The 14,497-nt window shown below is 58.4% G+C and carries 12 protein-coding genes; 8 read left to right on the top strand and 4 right to left on the bottom strand.

Annotation, left to right across the window (positions count from 1 at the left end; genetic code table 11):
- The first annotated feature begins 19 nt into the window (after window positions 1-19).
- The gene (locus tag HX778_RS01120; protein ID WP_052048966.1) at window positions 20-994 is read left to right on the top strand and encodes a L,D-transpeptidase family protein; all 975 of its coding nucleotides are present in this window, start codon (window positions 20-22) and stop codon (window positions 992-994) included.
- A 106-nt stretch (window positions 995-1,100) separates the two neighbouring features.
- Here HX778_RS01120 and bhsA read toward each other — a convergent pair whose 3' ends face one another.
- Window positions 1,101-1,358: a multiple stress resistance protein BhsA gene (gene bhsA, locus HX778_RS01125; protein ID WP_038473578.1), complete on the bottom strand. Its 258-nt coding sequence runs from the start codon at window positions 1,356-1,358 to the stop codon at window positions 1,101-1,103.
- A gap of 247 nt (window positions 1,359-1,605) precedes the next feature.
- Between bhsA and HX778_RS01130 the strand changes: the two genes are divergently transcribed.
- Complete coding sequence (locus HX778_RS01130; RefSeq protein WP_038473580.1) at window positions 1,606-2,241, top strand: TetR/AcrR family transcriptional regulator; 636 nt, start codon at window positions 1,606-1,608, stop codon at window positions 2,239-2,241.
- Window positions 2,242-2,271: 30 nt separating this feature from the next.
- Here HX778_RS01130 and HX778_RS01135 read toward each other — a convergent pair whose 3' ends face one another.
- The gene (locus tag HX778_RS01135) at window positions 2,272-3,162 is read right to left on the bottom strand and encodes a siderophore-interacting protein (RefSeq protein ID WP_176981107.1); all 891 of its coding nucleotides are present in this window, start codon (window positions 3,160-3,162) and stop codon (window positions 2,272-2,274) included.
- A gap of 15 nt (window positions 3,163-3,177) precedes the next feature.
- The gene (locus tag HX778_RS01140) at window positions 3,178-4,389 is read right to left on the bottom strand and encodes an MFS transporter (protein WP_176981108.1); all 1,212 of its coding nucleotides are present in this window, start codon (window positions 4,387-4,389) and stop codon (window positions 3,178-3,180) included.
- 132 nt (window positions 4,390-4,521) lie between these two features.
- Between HX778_RS01140 and iucA the strand changes: the two genes are divergently transcribed.
- The 6 genes from iucA (at window position 4,522) to HX778_RS01170 (ending at window position 13,764) form a co-directional block, all read left to right on the top strand.
- Window positions 4,522-6,246 (top strand): aerobactin synthase IucA, encoded by a 1,725-nt coding sequence (gene iucA, locus HX778_RS01145; RefSeq protein ID WP_176981124.1) that lies wholly within the window; start codon window positions 4,522-4,524, stop codon window positions 6,244-6,246.
- Complete coding sequence (gene iucB / locus HX778_RS01150) at window positions 6,247-7,194, top strand: N(6)-hydroxylysine O-acetyltransferase (protein ID WP_176981109.1); 948 nt, start codon at window positions 6,247-6,249, stop codon at window positions 7,192-7,194. It abuts the gene before it with no gap.
- A complete protein-coding gene (gene iucC / locus HX778_RS01155) occupies window positions 7,194-8,927 on the top strand; it encodes an aerobactin synthase IucC (protein WP_176981110.1) in 1,734 nt (577 codons plus the stop codon). The genes iucB and iucC overlap by 1 nt, the downstream gene beginning before the upstream one ends.
- A gap of 3 nt (window positions 8,928-8,930) precedes the next feature.
- Complete coding sequence (iucD, locus tag HX778_RS01160) at window positions 8,931-10,286, top strand: NADPH-dependent L-lysine N(6)-monooxygenase (protein ID WP_038473590.1); 1,356 nt, start codon at window positions 8,931-8,933, stop codon at window positions 10,284-10,286.
- Window positions 10,287-10,409: 123 nt separating this feature from the next.
- The gene (gene iutA, locus HX778_RS01165) at window positions 10,410-12,611 is read left to right on the top strand and encodes a ferric aerobactin receptor IutA (protein ID WP_038473593.1); all 2,202 of its coding nucleotides are present in this window, start codon (window positions 10,410-10,412) and stop codon (window positions 12,609-12,611) included.
- Window positions 12,612-12,744: 133 nt separating this feature from the next.
- Window positions 12,745-13,764 (top strand): Gfo/Idh/MocA family oxidoreductase, encoded by a 1,020-nt coding sequence (locus tag HX778_RS01170; protein ID WP_176981111.1) that lies wholly within the window; start codon window positions 12,745-12,747, stop codon window positions 13,762-13,764.
- Window positions 13,765-13,811: 47 nt separating this feature from the next.
- On the opposite strand, the gene HX778_RS01175 is transcribed toward HX778_RS01170, so the two are convergent.
- A complete protein-coding gene (locus HX778_RS01175; protein WP_071842928.1) occupies window positions 13,812-14,348 on the bottom strand; it encodes a glycine zipper 2TM domain-containing protein in 537 nt (178 codons plus the stop codon).
- Between the last annotated feature and the right edge of the window lie 149 nt (window positions 14,349-14,497).

Consider the following 14,497-nt stretch of genomic DNA (forward strand, 5'->3'; position numbering starts at 1 on the left):
TAATCGCAGGGTTTAAGCTATGTTTGCATCGCGTACTTTGTCTTTCCGCCGCTGGTTTGCCGCCGCAGCCTTGCTGGGCGCAGCAGCAATGGCGCTGCCCGCCAGCGCTAACGATTACCCGCTTCCCGCCGCCAACAGCCGCCTGATAGGCAAAAACCTGTTCCATCAGGTTGCCAACGACGGCGGATCGCTGGAGGCCATTGCGAAAAAATATAACGTCGGCTTCCTGGCTTTATTGCAGGCCAACCCCGGCGTCGATCCTTACGTGCCGCGCGCCGGGAGCGTACTGACTATTCCGCGCCAGATGTTGCTGCCGGACGTGCCGCGCGAGGGCATCGTCATTAACCTTGCCGAACTGCGCCTGTACTACTTCCCGGCAGGGAAAAATAGCGTCACCGTTTACCCGATTGGCATTGGCCAGCTGGGCGGCGATACCCTGACGCCGACGATGGTGACAAAAATTTCCGACAAGCGAGCCAACCCGACGTGGACGCCGACGGCCAATATTCGTGCGCGCTACCTGGCGCAGGGCGTAAAACTGCCGGCGGTTGTCCCTGCCGGGCCGGATAACCCGATGGGCCACCACGCCATTCGCCTGGCGGCGTTCGGCGGCGTTTACCTGCTGCACGGCACAAACGCCGACTTCGGCATCGGCATGCGCGTCAGCTCCGGCTGTATCCGCCTGCGCGACGGCGATATCAAAGCGCTGTTTAATACGGTGCCGGTTGGCACTTCGGTGCGTATTATCAACACGCCAATCAAAGCCTCCGTTGAGCCAGACGGCTCACGCCTGGTTGAAGTCCACCAGCCGCTGTCCAAAGCGATTGATGACGATCCGAAAGTCTTGCCGATTGTGCTGAACGAGCAGATGACTAAGTTCCGCAACGCACCGCAGACCGATGCGCAGGTGATGGAACAGGCCATGGAGCACCGCTCCGGGATGCCGGTCAACGTCAATGCTCACGCGGCTGAGCAGCCAGCAAACGAAATCTAGATTCAGGATTGATGCGTAAAAAAAAGGCCCTGTCTCGCGACGGGGCCTTTTGCTTGCAGTGGCATATAACGAATAAGGTCAAACGTATTGAGGGTTAACGTCTGGCTTATTTATAGATGACGGCAGTACCGTGCAGGGTGTTCGGACCATTAACGGAGGTAATACGGAACGATTTAGCGCCCATTGCATCGGCCTTCGCGGCCAACTGTTCTTCCAGGGAAGAGAGGTTGCTGCCCGCATCGGCGCTGATGTTGCCGATTTTTTGCTGGCCGGCAGGCGTGGCGGAAACTTCAACAGCCGCAAAGCTGGCGAATGAGAGTGAGCTAATAACGGCGGCAGCGAACAGAGTAGTTAAGGTTTTCATGATTTATGTCCTAAGCAGGTGATTGTTAGGTCGTTAAACTTAATTAGTTAACGATCGATAACTAAATGATAAACGTGATCCACATCACACGTCAATACGTTTTTATAACGACCGTTAAGTAATTAAAAAAAGCGCTATTTTTCATCGTGATAAGAAATAATTATTTTTCATAACAAGGCGCTGGCTACCGCCGCCGATTATTTTTATAATGAGTGTTCACTAATTAGACAGAGGTTAAACGGCAGGTATGGCAACCGAGACATTAAGTTGCAGTAAAAAAAGCCGTGGCCGTCCAAAGGTGTTTGACAGGGAAGCAGCACTCGACAAGGCCATGACACTCTTCTGGCAGCATGGCTATGAAGCAACATCCATGGCGCATCTGGTAGAAGCCACCGGGGCAAAAGCGCCCACGCTCTACGCGGAGTTCAGCAATAAAGAAGGTCTTTTCCGCGCGGTGCTGGATCGCTACATCGCGCGTTTTGCAGCCAAACACGAAGCCTGCCTGTTCTGTGAAGATCAGACCATGGAGGCCGCGCTGGAGAATTATCTCTCTGCGGTCGCGCAGTGCTTTACCGACAAAAGAACCCCATCGGGCTGCTTTATCATCTGCACCTCATCGGTACTGGCGGCATCGTCGGAAGACATTGCCGAAACCATAAAAGCCCGGCATGCGGTGCAGGAGCAGACGCTGGTGCGGTTCCTGGAGCTACGCCAGCAAAAAGGCGAAATTCCGGCCGAGCGCAACATTCGCTGCCTGGCCAAATACCTGTGCTGCATTATTCAGGGGATGTCGGTCAGCGCTCGTGAGAACGCCAGCTATGAAGAGTTAATGCAGATTGTGAAAACGACGGTGATGCTGATGCCGCAGTTGAAGAAGATCTGATTACGGGGCGGCCTGTGGCCGCCCTTTTTGTTAGCGCTGACGCCCTTTCGCCCAATAGGCCATAAAATTGATGGCCTCGTGCTCAACGCCGCGTTCGCCGATCAAATGGCGGCGCAGCAGCTTAACCACCGTCGATTCCGCCGCCACCCAGCCGTAAAACTCGTTGTTGCCGGTAGTGGCCTTGTCCCATAACAGCTCGTCTTCCGCCTCTTCCTGGACGGCTTCATGATGGCTGCTTTCCGGCACCCTCGCCTGCATTTTCACCGCCTGAATCAGGCATTCACCGTGCGTGGCGGAGACGGTTTTGCGCGGCAGCCAGTTAATCTCAGCGAAGCCATAAGCGCTTAAGTCCACGCAGTCGCCCTCTTCCGGGACTTCAAAAAAGGCCTGAACCTTCGGGGGATGCTCCTGGTGCGCGAGCATTTCCAGAATGCCGCGCGCGGCAGGCAGCGCGGTTTCATCGGCAACAATCAGCGCATTGCGCAACCCGGCAGGCGGCGTCCATTCGTAGCCACCGCTGTCCTCCGGATGAGCCGCGTTAGGCGCCACGATCTGAATAACATCGCCAGGTACTGAATTGATCGCCCATGCGGAAGCCGGGCCTTCGGTGCCATGGCTGACAAACTCCACCGTCACTTCCTGGCGGGCAGGATCGACATGCCGCAGCGTATAGGTGCGAATAATCGGGCGCTTCTCTTTCGGCATCCCCAGGGAAATTTGATACCACTGACCTTCAGCGGGCAGCGACGGCGGCGTACCGTCTTCGGACGGGAACAGCATTTTAATGCGCTGATCCGGCGAGTCACATTTCATCTGCGCCACCTCCGGCCCGCTAAACACCAGGCTCAGCAGCGAAGGCGACACGGCAGTTTTCCGCGCCAGTTGAACGTTAAACAGACGGTAGCCCTGAACTCCAGCCATAACTTTTCCTTACGCTTAAATTGCAGAATGACGTGAACGGTGGCGGCTGCGCCAGATAACGCCGGACACCACGGTAAATAACACGGCGGCTAAAAAGGCCACCGTAATCAGCGCTGCCTCGGCCCCGGTTTTTGACACCAGCGGCACCAGCATCGCGCAAAGCCCGTAGCCGAGCGTGTGGCTGGTAGCCACCCAGCCCGCCCCGGCTCCGTCGGCGAGTTTGTCGTTCAGCAGAAGCTGGTACGCAGGGGTCGCCAGCGCGGCCCCGAACGACAGCACCGCACAGCCGAGGTAAAACAGCCACAGCTGGAGAGAAATCATCATTGCCAGGCCACAAACCATCAGCGCTCCGGCACTTAACAGCAGCGCCATCGGCGACAGGCGCTGCGGGCGGAGAACGCCAAACTGCGCGGAGAGCGAGGCCACCGCCGCCAGGCTAAGCAGCCATGCAACCTGGTGACTGATGGCCGCCGTATCCGTTGCAAACTGGCGGGCGAGCGCCGGAGAAAGCCCCAGCTGCATCAGGCTTACCGACGCGGACAGCAGTAAAGCGCAAAGCAAGTACGGCAGGCAGTCAGGGCGAAGGCTGGCGCTTTTGCGCTCGGCGGCAGGCTGCGGCGGCGTGCCCGGTAAGCGCAACAGCATCACCAGCGCAAGCAGAGGCGCAACCATCAACAACCCCAGCGGTGCGAGCGGATGAACGACCAGCATGCCGGCGGCGCAAAGCGGCCCGAACAGGCGGCCACTGCTTAGCCCGGAGCTAATCGTCGCCAGCGCGGCCATACGCTTTCCTTCCCCCGCTCGCTGCAGCGCCCAGACCTGGCAGGCCGGGACCATCGCCGACACGGTCAGGCCGTAGATAATCCGCGCCACAATTAATATGCCCAGCCCGACGATGCCCGTTACGGTATTCGTTGCCAGCAGCAGGCTGCCGAGCCCCAGCAGCATAAAGCTTGCGCCGTACCCCGCCAGCGCCCACAGCACCACAGGCTTGCTGCCCAGCCGCGCAATCTGTTTTCCCCACCACGGCGAGGACGGTAAGAACAGCATCGATCCGAGCGTGAGCAATGCCGCCCAGACGGACAGGCTCAAATGTGTCTGCATCACCAGCACCGGGATCGCAACCAGCAGGCCATTTTGCCCGACGCCAAGCAGCCCGGCGCTCAGCGCAAGTGGCCAGCAGGAAAGGGATTTTTGCGGCGATTCCGCCAGTTCAAGAGATGTCACAATGTTGCTAACCCGTGGATTGATTGTGCGTATTTGTAAAATTTATTTTAGCGATTCTAACAATTGTTATTGATAATGAGAAACGTTATCGGCAGAATTCGCATTATCATAACGCGTGGAAACTGTTTGATGATGACTTTGCCAAATAAAACTCTGGCCTGGGATGTGGCCGCACAGTGCTTTCTGAATTCCCTTGTTCGCGAAACCAACGACTGGCGACTGACCGACAGCCAGCCCGCCGAACTCATTATCCCGCTGGGTGAACACCAGGCCCTCTACTTCAAAGTGGCCTATTTCTCCCCCACCCAGCATCACCGCTTTGAATTCCCGGCTCGCCTGGTCAATGCCACCGGCAGCCAGCCGGTTGACTTCGCTACCCTGTCCCAGCTGATTATCGATAAACTCCAGCACCAGCAAATGCTGCCGGCCACCGGCTGTGAGGCGTTTTATCAGCGCGTAATGGAAAGCCATGCGCATACCCAACAGGCGATTGAAGCTCGCCATGACTGGAACGGGCTACGCGAAAAAGCCCTGAACTTTGGTGAAGCCGAGCAGGCATTGCTGGTGGGACACGCCTTCCATCCCGCGCCGAAATCCCACGAACCGTTTAACCAGCAGGAAGCCGAACGCTACCTGCCAGACTTTGCTCCACACTTCCCGCTGCGCTGGTTCGCGGTGGATAAAAGCCATCTGGCGGGTGAAAGCCTGCATCTCAATTTGCAGCAGCGCCTGACGCGCTTTGCCGCTGAAAATGCGCCGCAGCTGCTGAGCGAACTTAGCGACCATCAATGGCTGTTCCCGCTGCACCCGTGGCAGGCAGGCTATCTGCTGGAGCAGGACTGGTGCCAGCAGCTGGTCGCCAAAGGGCTGGTGAAAGATTTGGGCGAAGCGGGTGCTCCGTGGCTGCCAACCACGTCTTCACGCTCGCTCTACTGCGCCACCAGTCGCGACATGATCAAATTCTCCCTGAGCGTGCGCCTGACCAACTCCGTGCGCACCCTGTCGGTGAAAGAAGTTAAACGCGGAATGCGCCTGGCGCGCCTGGCACAAACTGACCGCTGGCAGACGCTGCAGGCCCGCTTCCCGACCTTCCGCGTAATGCAGGAAGACGGCTGGGCCGGGCTGCGCGATCTGCACGGCAATATCATGGAAGAAAGCCTGTTTGCCCTGCGTGAGAACCTGCTGGTTGAGCAGCCGCAGAGCCAGACTAACGTGCTGGTATCCCTGACGCAGTCTGCTTCCGACGGCGGTGATTCCCTGCTGGTTGCCGCGGTTAACCGCCTGAGCAGCCGCCTGGGAATTACGCCAAAGCAGGCCGCACACGCCTGGGTCGAAGCTTACTGCCAGCAGGTGCTGAAGCCGCTGTTTACCGCCGAAGCGGATTACGGCCTGGTTCTGCTGGCGCACCAGCAAAACATTCTGGTGGAGATGCAGCAGGATCTGCCGGTCGGGCTTATCTACCGCGACTGCCAGGGCAGCGCCTTTATGCCGCATGCGGCGGGCTGGCTCGACATGATTGGCGAAGCGCAGGCTGAGAACGTCTTCACCCGCGAACAGCTTCTGCGCTACTTCCCTTATTACCTGCTGGTGAACTCCACGTTCGCCGTGACCGCCGCCCTCGGCACTGCGGGTCTGGATAGCGAAGTGAACCTGATGGGCCGTGTACGCAGCGCGCTCAGCGCCGTACGCGATGAGGTTACGCATAAAACCTGCCTCGACTACGTGCTGGCAAGCCCGCACTGGAACGTGAAGGGTAACTTCTTCTGCTATCTGCACGACCATAACGAAAACACCATCGTCGATCCTTCGGTGATTTATTTCGACTTTGTGAACCCGCTGCAGGCTCAGGAGGGCTGAATGTTTCAGGCAACGATTGTGCACGGCGGCCACGGGCTGCGCTGCGAAAAACTGGGTAAACCCCTGAACCTGAGCTGGGGCCAGGACGGTGGGGCAGTATTGCACTGGCCGGGAGAATTGCCTGCGGGCTGGCTGCGCGACGCGCTGGATCAGATGTTTGTTGCCGCGCCTCAGCTTTCAGCCATCGTGCTGCCGTACGCCGAATGGCGTGAAGAGCCGCAGGCGCTGGTGCTGTTCGATTTGCTGAAAAGCGACATTGTTCACCGCGCGACCTTCTGGCAGCTGCCGCTGTGGCTGAGCGCTCCGGCTAATCAGGCTTCCGGTGAAATGGTGTTTGACGCTGAACGCGAAATCTATTTCCCGCTCCGCCCCGCTCGGCCGACGGGCGAGGTTTATCGCCGTTACGATCCGCGCGTTCGCAAAACGCTGAGCTTCCGGGTAGCCGATCCGGCGCTCGACGCCGAGCGTTTTACCCGCTGGATGAACGATCCGCGCGTCGACTATTTCTGGGAACAAAGCGGCTCGCTGGAGGTTCAAACCGCGTACCTGGCGCGCCAGTTGACCGGCAAACACGCTTTCCCGCTGATCGGCTGTTTTGACGACCAGCCGTTCAGCTACTTCGAAATTTACTGGGCGGCAGAAGACCGCATCGGCCGCCATTATCCGTGGCAGCCGTTCGATCGTGGCCTGCACCTGCTGGTGGGCGAGCAGCAGTGGCGCGGCGCGCACTATGTGCAAAGCTGGCTGCGCGGGCTGACCCACTACCTGCTGCTGGACGAGCCGCGCACGCAGCGTACCGTGCTGGAGCCGCGCGCCGACAATCAGCGCCTGTTCAAGCATCTGGAGCCTGCGGGCTACGCGACGATCAAAGAGTTTGATTTCTCGCATAAGCGCTCGCGCCTGGTCATGGCTGATCGCCACAACTTCTTTAGCGAGGTAGGCCTGTAATGAATCGCAAGGATTGGGATTTTGTTAACCGCCAGCTGGTCGCAAAAATGCTGGCCGAGCTGGAGTACGAGCAGGTTTTTCAGGCCGAGTCGCTGGGCGAAAACCGCCACTGCATCAGCTTAGCCGGTGCCGAGTGGCATTTTAACGCCGAGCGCGGTATCTGGGGCTGGCTGTGGATTGATGCGCAGACGCTGCGCTGCGCGGATGAGCCTGTGTTAGCCCAAACGCTGCTGATGCAGCTCAAGCCGGTGCTGTCGATGAGCGATGCCACCGTGGCCGAGCATATGCAGGATCTGTACGCCACGCTGCTGGGCGACCTGCAGCTGCTGAACGCGCGCCGTGGCATGAGCGCAGAAAACCTTATCGATCTGGACGCTGACCGCCTGCAGTGCCTGCTCAGCGGCCACCCAAAATTTGCCTTTAACAAAGGGCGTCGCGGCTGGGGTAAAGAAGCTCTGGAGCGCTATGCGCCCGAGTATGCCAATACCTTCCGCCTGCACTGGCTGGCGGTGAAACGCGAGCATATGGTCTGGCGCTGCGACAGCGAGCTGGATATCCAGCAGCTCATCGCCGCGGCGATGGACGAGCAGGAGCTGGCCCGCTTTACGCAGGCGTGGCAGGCCAGCGGCCTGGATGACGGCTGGCTTCCGCTGCCGGTGCATCCGTGGCAGTGGCAGCAAAAAATCGCTCTCGACTTTGTGGCCGATCTGGCCGAAGGCAAGATGGTTTCCCTGGGCGAATTTGGCGACCAGTGGCTGGCCCAGCAGTCGCTGCGCACGCTCACTAACGCCAGCCGCCAGGGCGGTTTAGACATCAAGCTGCCGCTGACGATTTACAACACTTCCTGCTATCGCGGCATTCCGGGCAAGTACATTGCCGCCGGGCCGCTCGCCTCCCGCTGGCTGCAAAACGTGTTCACCACGGACAGCACGCTGGTGAAAACCGGGGCGGTTATCCTCGGCGAACCGGCTGCAGGCTACGTCTCCCATGAAGGCTACGCCGCGCTTGCTCAGGCCCCCTATCGTTACCAGGAGATGCTGGGCGTTATCTGGCGCGAGAACCCGAGCCGCTGGCTGAAGCCGGACGAAACGCCGATCCTGATGGCGACCCTGATGGAGTGCGACGAAAACAATCAGCCGCTGATTGGGGCGTATATCGCTCGCTCAGGCCTGGACGCGGAAGCCTGGCTGACGCAGATGTTCCGCGTGGTGGTGGTGCCGCTGTACCACCTGCTCTGCCGCTACGGCGTGGCGCTGATTGCCCACGGACAAAATATTACGCTCGCCATGAAAGACGGCGTGCCGCAGCGCGTGCTGCTGAAGGATTTCCAGGGCGATATGCGTCTGGTGAAGGATGAGTTCCCGGAGATGGACTCCCTGCCTCAGGAAGTGCGGGACGTGACCGCCCGCCTGAGCGCCGACTACTTAATTCATGATTTGCAGACCGGCCATTTCGTGACGGTGCTGCGCTTTGTTTCGCCGCTCATGGCTCGCCTTGGCGTGCCGGAGAGACGCTTTTATCAGCTGCTGGCAGCAGTGTTGAGTGATTACATGCAGGAACACCCGCAAATGTCGGCGCGTTTTGCGCTTTTCTCACTCTTTAAGCCACAAATCATCCGCGTTGTGCTGAACCCGGTAAAACTGACCTGGCCTGACCAGGACGGAGGCAGCCGCATGCTGCCGAATTACCTCGAGGATTTGCAAAACCCGCTGTGGCTGGTAACCAGGGATTGAATTATGACAAACACTGTTGATTTTATTGGCGTAGGTATCGGCCCGTTTAACCTGAGCATTGCGGCACTGTCTCATGAAGCTGAGGGATTTAGCAGCCAGTTCTTTGACGGCCGCCCTGACTTTGCGTGGCATCCGGGCATGCTGGTGCCGGACTGCCATATGCAGACCATGTTCCTGAAAGATTTGGTCAGCGCCGTGGCCCCCACCAGCCCGTTCAGCTTTGTGAACTACCTGGTGAAACGTAAAAAATTCTACCGCTTTCTGACCACCGAGCTGCGTACCGTTTCGCGCGATGAGTTTTCGGACTACCTGCGCTGGGCCGCAGAGGGCATGGATAACCTGAAGTTTAACCAGACGGTTGAACGTATTGATTTCGACGAGCAGCGCAAGCTGTTTGTGGTACAGACCGGCCAGGGTGAAACGCTCGCGCGCAATATTTGCCTCGGCATTGGCAAGCAGCCTCACCTGCCGCCGTGCGTAAAAACCGCCACGCCGACCTGCTTCCACGCCAGCGAAATGAGCCTGCGCCTGCCGAATCTGGCCGGTAAACGCGTCACCGTAGTCGGCGGTGGGCAGAGCGGCGCGGATTTGTTCCTTAACGCATTCCGTGGCGCATGGGGCGAAGTCGCCGAAGTTAACTGGGTCTCACGTCGCAATAACTTTAACGCGCTGGATGAAGCCGCGTTCGCCAACGAATACTTCACCCCGGAATACGTCTCTGGCTTTGTGGGCCTGAATGAAGATGCGCGCCAGAAGATGCTCGATGAGCAGAAAATGACGTCGGACGGCATTACCGCCGATTCGTTGCTGACCATCTATCGCGAGCTTTATCACCGCTTTGAAGTGCTCGGCCAGCCACGCAATGCGCGCCTGCTGCCGAGCCGCTCGGTCACCGGCCTTGAAAGCCGCGGCCAGGGCTGGCAGCTGCTGTTGGAACATCACCTCGACAAGGGCTATGACACGCTGGACAGCGACGTGGTTATCTTCGCGACCGGCTACCGCCCAACGCTGCCGCAAATGCTTTCGCCGCTGATGCCGCGCATGACGATGCTCGACGAGTGCAATTTCAAGGTGCGCGATGACTTTACGCTGGAGTGGAACGGCCCGGCCGGAAATAACATCTTCGCGGTCAACGCCAGCATGCAAACCCACGGGATTGCCGAGCCACAGCTGAGCCTGATGGCGTGGCGCTCCGCCAAAATTCTGAATCGCGCGCTTGGGCGTGATTTGTTCGATCTCAGTACGCCGCCCGCGCTGATCCAATGGCGCAGCGGCAGCCGGGAAAAACCGCAGCACAGTGCTGCTTCCTTAACTCACTATTCCTCTAAATCATTCGAAATGCAGCCCGGCGCTAACTGAGCACATCCCCCGAAACGTAGGCCGCTACGGGACGGGGGATTGCCGTTAACACCGGGACAGATTGAAGGGTAACGAGGACACAGCATATTTGGGCCGATGTTTGTCAGCCCGTGTGAAGGAACAATGATGATAACCAAAAAGCAAACGCTTTGGGCGCTTAACCCGTTACTGCTCGCCATGATGGCGCCGGCAGTCGCACAGCAAACCAGTGACGAGACGATGGTGGTTTCCGCCAACCGCAGCAACCGCACCGTCGCCGAAATGGCCCAAACCACCTGGGTGATTGAACAGGCCGAACTGGAGCAGCAGATCCAGGGCGGCAAAGAGTTTAAAGACGCGCTGGCCCAGCTGATCCCCGGCCTTGACGTCAGCAGCCAGAGCCGCACCAACTACGGCATGAACGTCCGTGGTCGCCCGCTGGTAGTACTGGTTGACGGCGTACGCCTCAACTCTTCCCGTACCGACAGCCGCCAGCTGGACTCTATCGATCCGTTCAACATCGATCATATTGAAGTTATTTCCGGCGCAACCGCCCTTTACGGCGGCGGCAGTACCGGCGGACTTATCAACATCGTGACCAAAAAAGGCCAGAAGGATACCCAGGTAGAATTTGAAACCGGGATCAAGAGCGGCTTTAACAGCAGTAAAGATCACGATGAACGCGTCGCCAGCGCCATTTCCGGCGGTAACGACCATATTTCTGGCCGTGCGTCGGTAGCCTACCAGAAGTTTGGCGGCTGGTTTGACGGCAACGGCGATGCCACGCTGCTGGATAATACCCAGACCGGCCTGCAGTATTCCGACCGCCTGGACGTGATGGGCACCGGCACGCTGAACATCGACGAAAACCAGCAGCTGCAGTTAGTCACCCAGTATTACAAAAGCAAGGGTGACGATGATTACGGCCTGAACCTCGGGAAAAACTTCTCCGCCATCAGCGGCTCAAGCAGCCCGTACGTCAGCAAAGGCCTGAATTCTGACCGTGTGCCGGGCACCGAACGTCACCTGATCAGCATGCAGTATTCCAATAGCGATTTCCTCGGCCAGGAGCTGGTGGGCCAGGTTTACTATCGCGACGAGTCGCTGCTGTTCTATCCGTTCCCGACGGTGAATGCGAACAAGAAAGCGACCGCGTTTTCTTCTTCCCAGCAGGATACCAATCAGTACGGCGCGAAGCTGACGATGAACAGCAAGCCGCTCGACGGCTGGCAGCTGACCTACGGCCTGGACGCCGACCACGAGCGCTTTACCTCTAACCAGATGTTCTTCGATCTGGCGCAGGCCAGCGCCTCCGGCGGCCTGAACAATCAGAAGATTTATACCACCGGGCGTTACCCGTCGTATGACATCAGCAACCTGGCCGCCTTCCTGCAGTCCAGCTATGACATCAACGATATCTTTACCCTGAGCGGCGGCGTGCGCTACCAGTACACCGAGAATAAGATTGATGATTTCATCGGCTTCGCGCAGCAGCAGCAACTTGCGGCCGGTACGGCAAAATCTGCCGACGCTATCCCTGGCGGCTCCACCGACTACGATAACTTCCTGTTCAACGCCGGTTTGCTGATGCACATCACCGAGCGCCAGCAGGCCTGGCTGAACTTCTCCCAGGGCGTAGAGCTGCCGGATCCGGGTAAATACTACGGCCGCGGCACCTATGGCGCAGCGGTTAACGGCCATCTGCCGCTGACCAACAGCGTCAACGTAGACGCCAGCAAGCTGCAGGGCGTGAAGGTTGACTCCTACGAGCTGGGCTGGCGCTACACCGGCGACAACCTGCGCACGCAGATTGCAGCCTACTACTCGCTGTCCGATAAGAGCGTGCTGGCGAATAAAGACCTGACCATCAGCGTCGTGGACGACAAGCGTCGTATTTACGGCGTGGAAGGCGCGGTAGACTACTTTATTCCGGATACCAACTGGAGCACCGGCGCGAACTTTAACGTCCTGAAAACGGAATCTAAGGTTAACGGCAGCTGGCAGAAGTATGACGTGAAGGTGGCAAGCCCGTCGAAAGCGACTGCCTACATCGGCTGGGCGCCAGATCCGTGGAGCCTTCGCGTGCAGAGCACCACCTCCTTTAACGTGAGCGACGCGGCAGGCTACAGCGTAGACGGCTATACCACCGTCGACCTGCTCGGCAGCTACGATCTTCCGGTGGGTAAACTCAGCTTCAGCGTAGAAAACGTCTTTGACCGTGACTACACCACCGTCTGGGGCCAGCGTGCACCGCTGTACTACAGCCCGGGCTATGGCCCTGCTTCACTGTATGACTACAAAGGCCGCGGCCGCACCTTCGGCATGAACTACTCCGTTAAGTTCTAAGCTGCTCCCCTTGCCCGGCGCCTGCCGGGCAAGTTCACTCGCTTACCCTTCCTAACAGTTTATCCCTCGACCAGCGCCAAATAGTCTTTTAAAAATAAGGGATATTTAAGCCTCTCTTATGACCGGAGACGATATGCAAATTGGGTTTATTGGCGTGGGCAGCGTGATAGAAACGGCTTATCTGCCTGCCATTCAGCGGCTTTCCCGGCGGGATGTGGTTTGCTACGGCTTTGATCCCGCGCCACGCTACCGTTCAGAATCCATTACGCTGTTACCGTCTTTGCCGCAGCTGTTGGCCCTGCCGCTGGATCTGGTATTTATCACCACCTCTTCGCTCCAGCATCTGCCGATGCTTAAAAGCGTGCTGCAGCAAAGCCCGGTGCCCGTGGTGGTGGAAAAACCTGTCGCGGCCACGCGACAGCAGCTTGATGAACTTGACGCCCTGCTAAGCGACCCGGCCGTTGCCGCCAGGGTTCTCGCCCTGGATCACTGGATGGTGAGAACCGATGCGGCACGATTTATTGAGCGCCTGGAAGATATCGACCGTATTGAGGGGTTTTTACTTGAGCCGAGCGGCTTTAATGCCGCCGGAGAGCCCATCGCGCTCAATTTTGCTACCGGCGAGCCCGATACTCGCGAGCTGCGCCACCCGGACGGCGTTATCGTGGATATCGGCACGCACGTGCTGGCGATGATGCGGGAAACGTTGATGCAGGCAGGTGCCGACGAGTCGCTGGAGCTTGAATTGTTGCTGGCCAAAGACCGGCTCGGCAACGGTATTTTACCCGGCGACTTCACCACCGCAGAAGGCCAGGCGCTGCTGCGCGGCCAGCTTGGCGGGGTCCCCTGCGTACTGCAACTGAACAAATACGCCGGACCAGCCGGGGGGCAAAAAGGAATAAATATCGTGCTGAAAAATGGCAGCGTGATTGCCGTCGACCGCCGTGGCACAGAGGAAACGCTGACCATAGACGATGAACCCGAGCTGAACATGAGCGGCCCGCTGTACGACCGCTGCCTGAGCGAAGTTATTTTTGGCGACAAAACGCTGTTTGAGCGCTCGCCGCAGGCAATACCCGCCTTAAGCCGCCGCAGAATGCAGGAAGTCAGGGCCTTATTGACGTTGCAACAAACGCTGCGTGGCGAGCACTAAAAACGCAAAACCCGCCGTGGCTGGCGGGTTTTCTTTAACGCTGGATATCAGGCTTTGTTCAGCACCAGCTGGCCTTTGCTATCCAGAGGGATCTGGGTGCCGGGGTCTTTATCCATGCGGATTTTACCCTGCTGATCGCCGATTTTGTAGGTGACGTCATAGCCGAGCATTTTCTCTGACTTGTCATACACCGTCTTACAGCGCTGCTGGGAGGTGGTATAAGTGTCCCCATCCTGCATCGCGCCCTGCACCTGGTTTCCGGCATAACCGCCGCCCAGCGCACCGACGACCGTGGCAACATCTTTCCCGCGACCGCCGCCAAACTGATGACCCAGTACGCCACCGGCCACCGCGCCCAAGGCAGAACCCAGAATACGGTTCTCATCCTGGACAGGCTTACGGTGCGTCACGGCCACATTCCGGCATTCCTGACGCGGCGTTTTTACCGTTTCCTTGATTGGCGTCGCAGACACCACCTGTGCATACTGGGGACCACGGTCAAACACGTTCAAACTGGCTACCGCAGCCACGCCCAGCGCAGCGGCCACGCCAATACCAATACCCGCTAACATTGATTTATTCACAGGACATCCTCCTGACCTTGTTGTTAACCTAATTTTGCACTGCGGTGACAGCTTTGAGAAATCAGACAACGGATCAAAAGTGCGGGATTGTGTGGCGACAAGGCGTGTTTAAGACAACTCTGAGCCGCCACTTAGGAATATGCCGAGTT

The organism is Cedecea sp. P7760 (assembly GCF_013386425.1).
GTDB lineage: Bacteria > Pseudomonadota > Gammaproteobacteria > Enterobacterales > Enterobacteriaceae > Cedecea > Cedecea selenatireducens.

Coding starts and splice junctions, on each gene's coding strand:
- HX778_RS01120 (WP_052048966.1), top strand. CDS start 20: ATGTTTGCATCGCGTACTTTGTCTTTCCGCCGCTGGTTTGCCGCCGCA.
- bhsA (WP_038473578.1), bottom strand. CDS start 1,358: ATGAAAACCTTAACTACTCTGTTCGCTGCCGCCGTTATTAGCTCACTC.
- HX778_RS01130 (WP_038473580.1), top strand. CDS start 1,606: ATGGCAACCGAGACATTAAGTTGCAGTAAAAAAAGCCGTGGCCGTCCA.
- HX778_RS01135 (WP_176981107.1), bottom strand. CDS start 3,162: ATGGCTGGAGTTCAGGGCTACCGTCTGTTTAACGTTCAACTGGCGCGG.
- iucA (WP_176981124.1), top strand. CDS start 4,522: ATGACTTTGCCAAATAAAACTCTGGCCTGGGATGTGGCCGCACAGTGC.
- iucB (WP_176981109.1), top strand. CDS start 6,247: ATGTTTCAGGCAACGATTGTGCACGGCGGCCACGGGCTGCGCTGCGAA.
- iucC (WP_176981110.1), top strand. CDS start 7,194: ATGAATCGCAAGGATTGGGATTTTGTTAACCGCCAGCTGGTCGCAAAA.
- iucD (WP_038473590.1), top strand. CDS start 8,931: ATGACAAACACTGTTGATTTTATTGGCGTAGGTATCGGCCCGTTTAAC.
- iutA (WP_038473593.1), top strand. CDS start 10,410: ATGATGATAACCAAAAAGCAAACGCTTTGGGCGCTTAACCCGTTACTG.
- HX778_RS01170 (WP_176981111.1), top strand. CDS start 12,745: ATGCAAATTGGGTTTATTGGCGTGGGCAGCGTGATAGAAACGGCTTAT.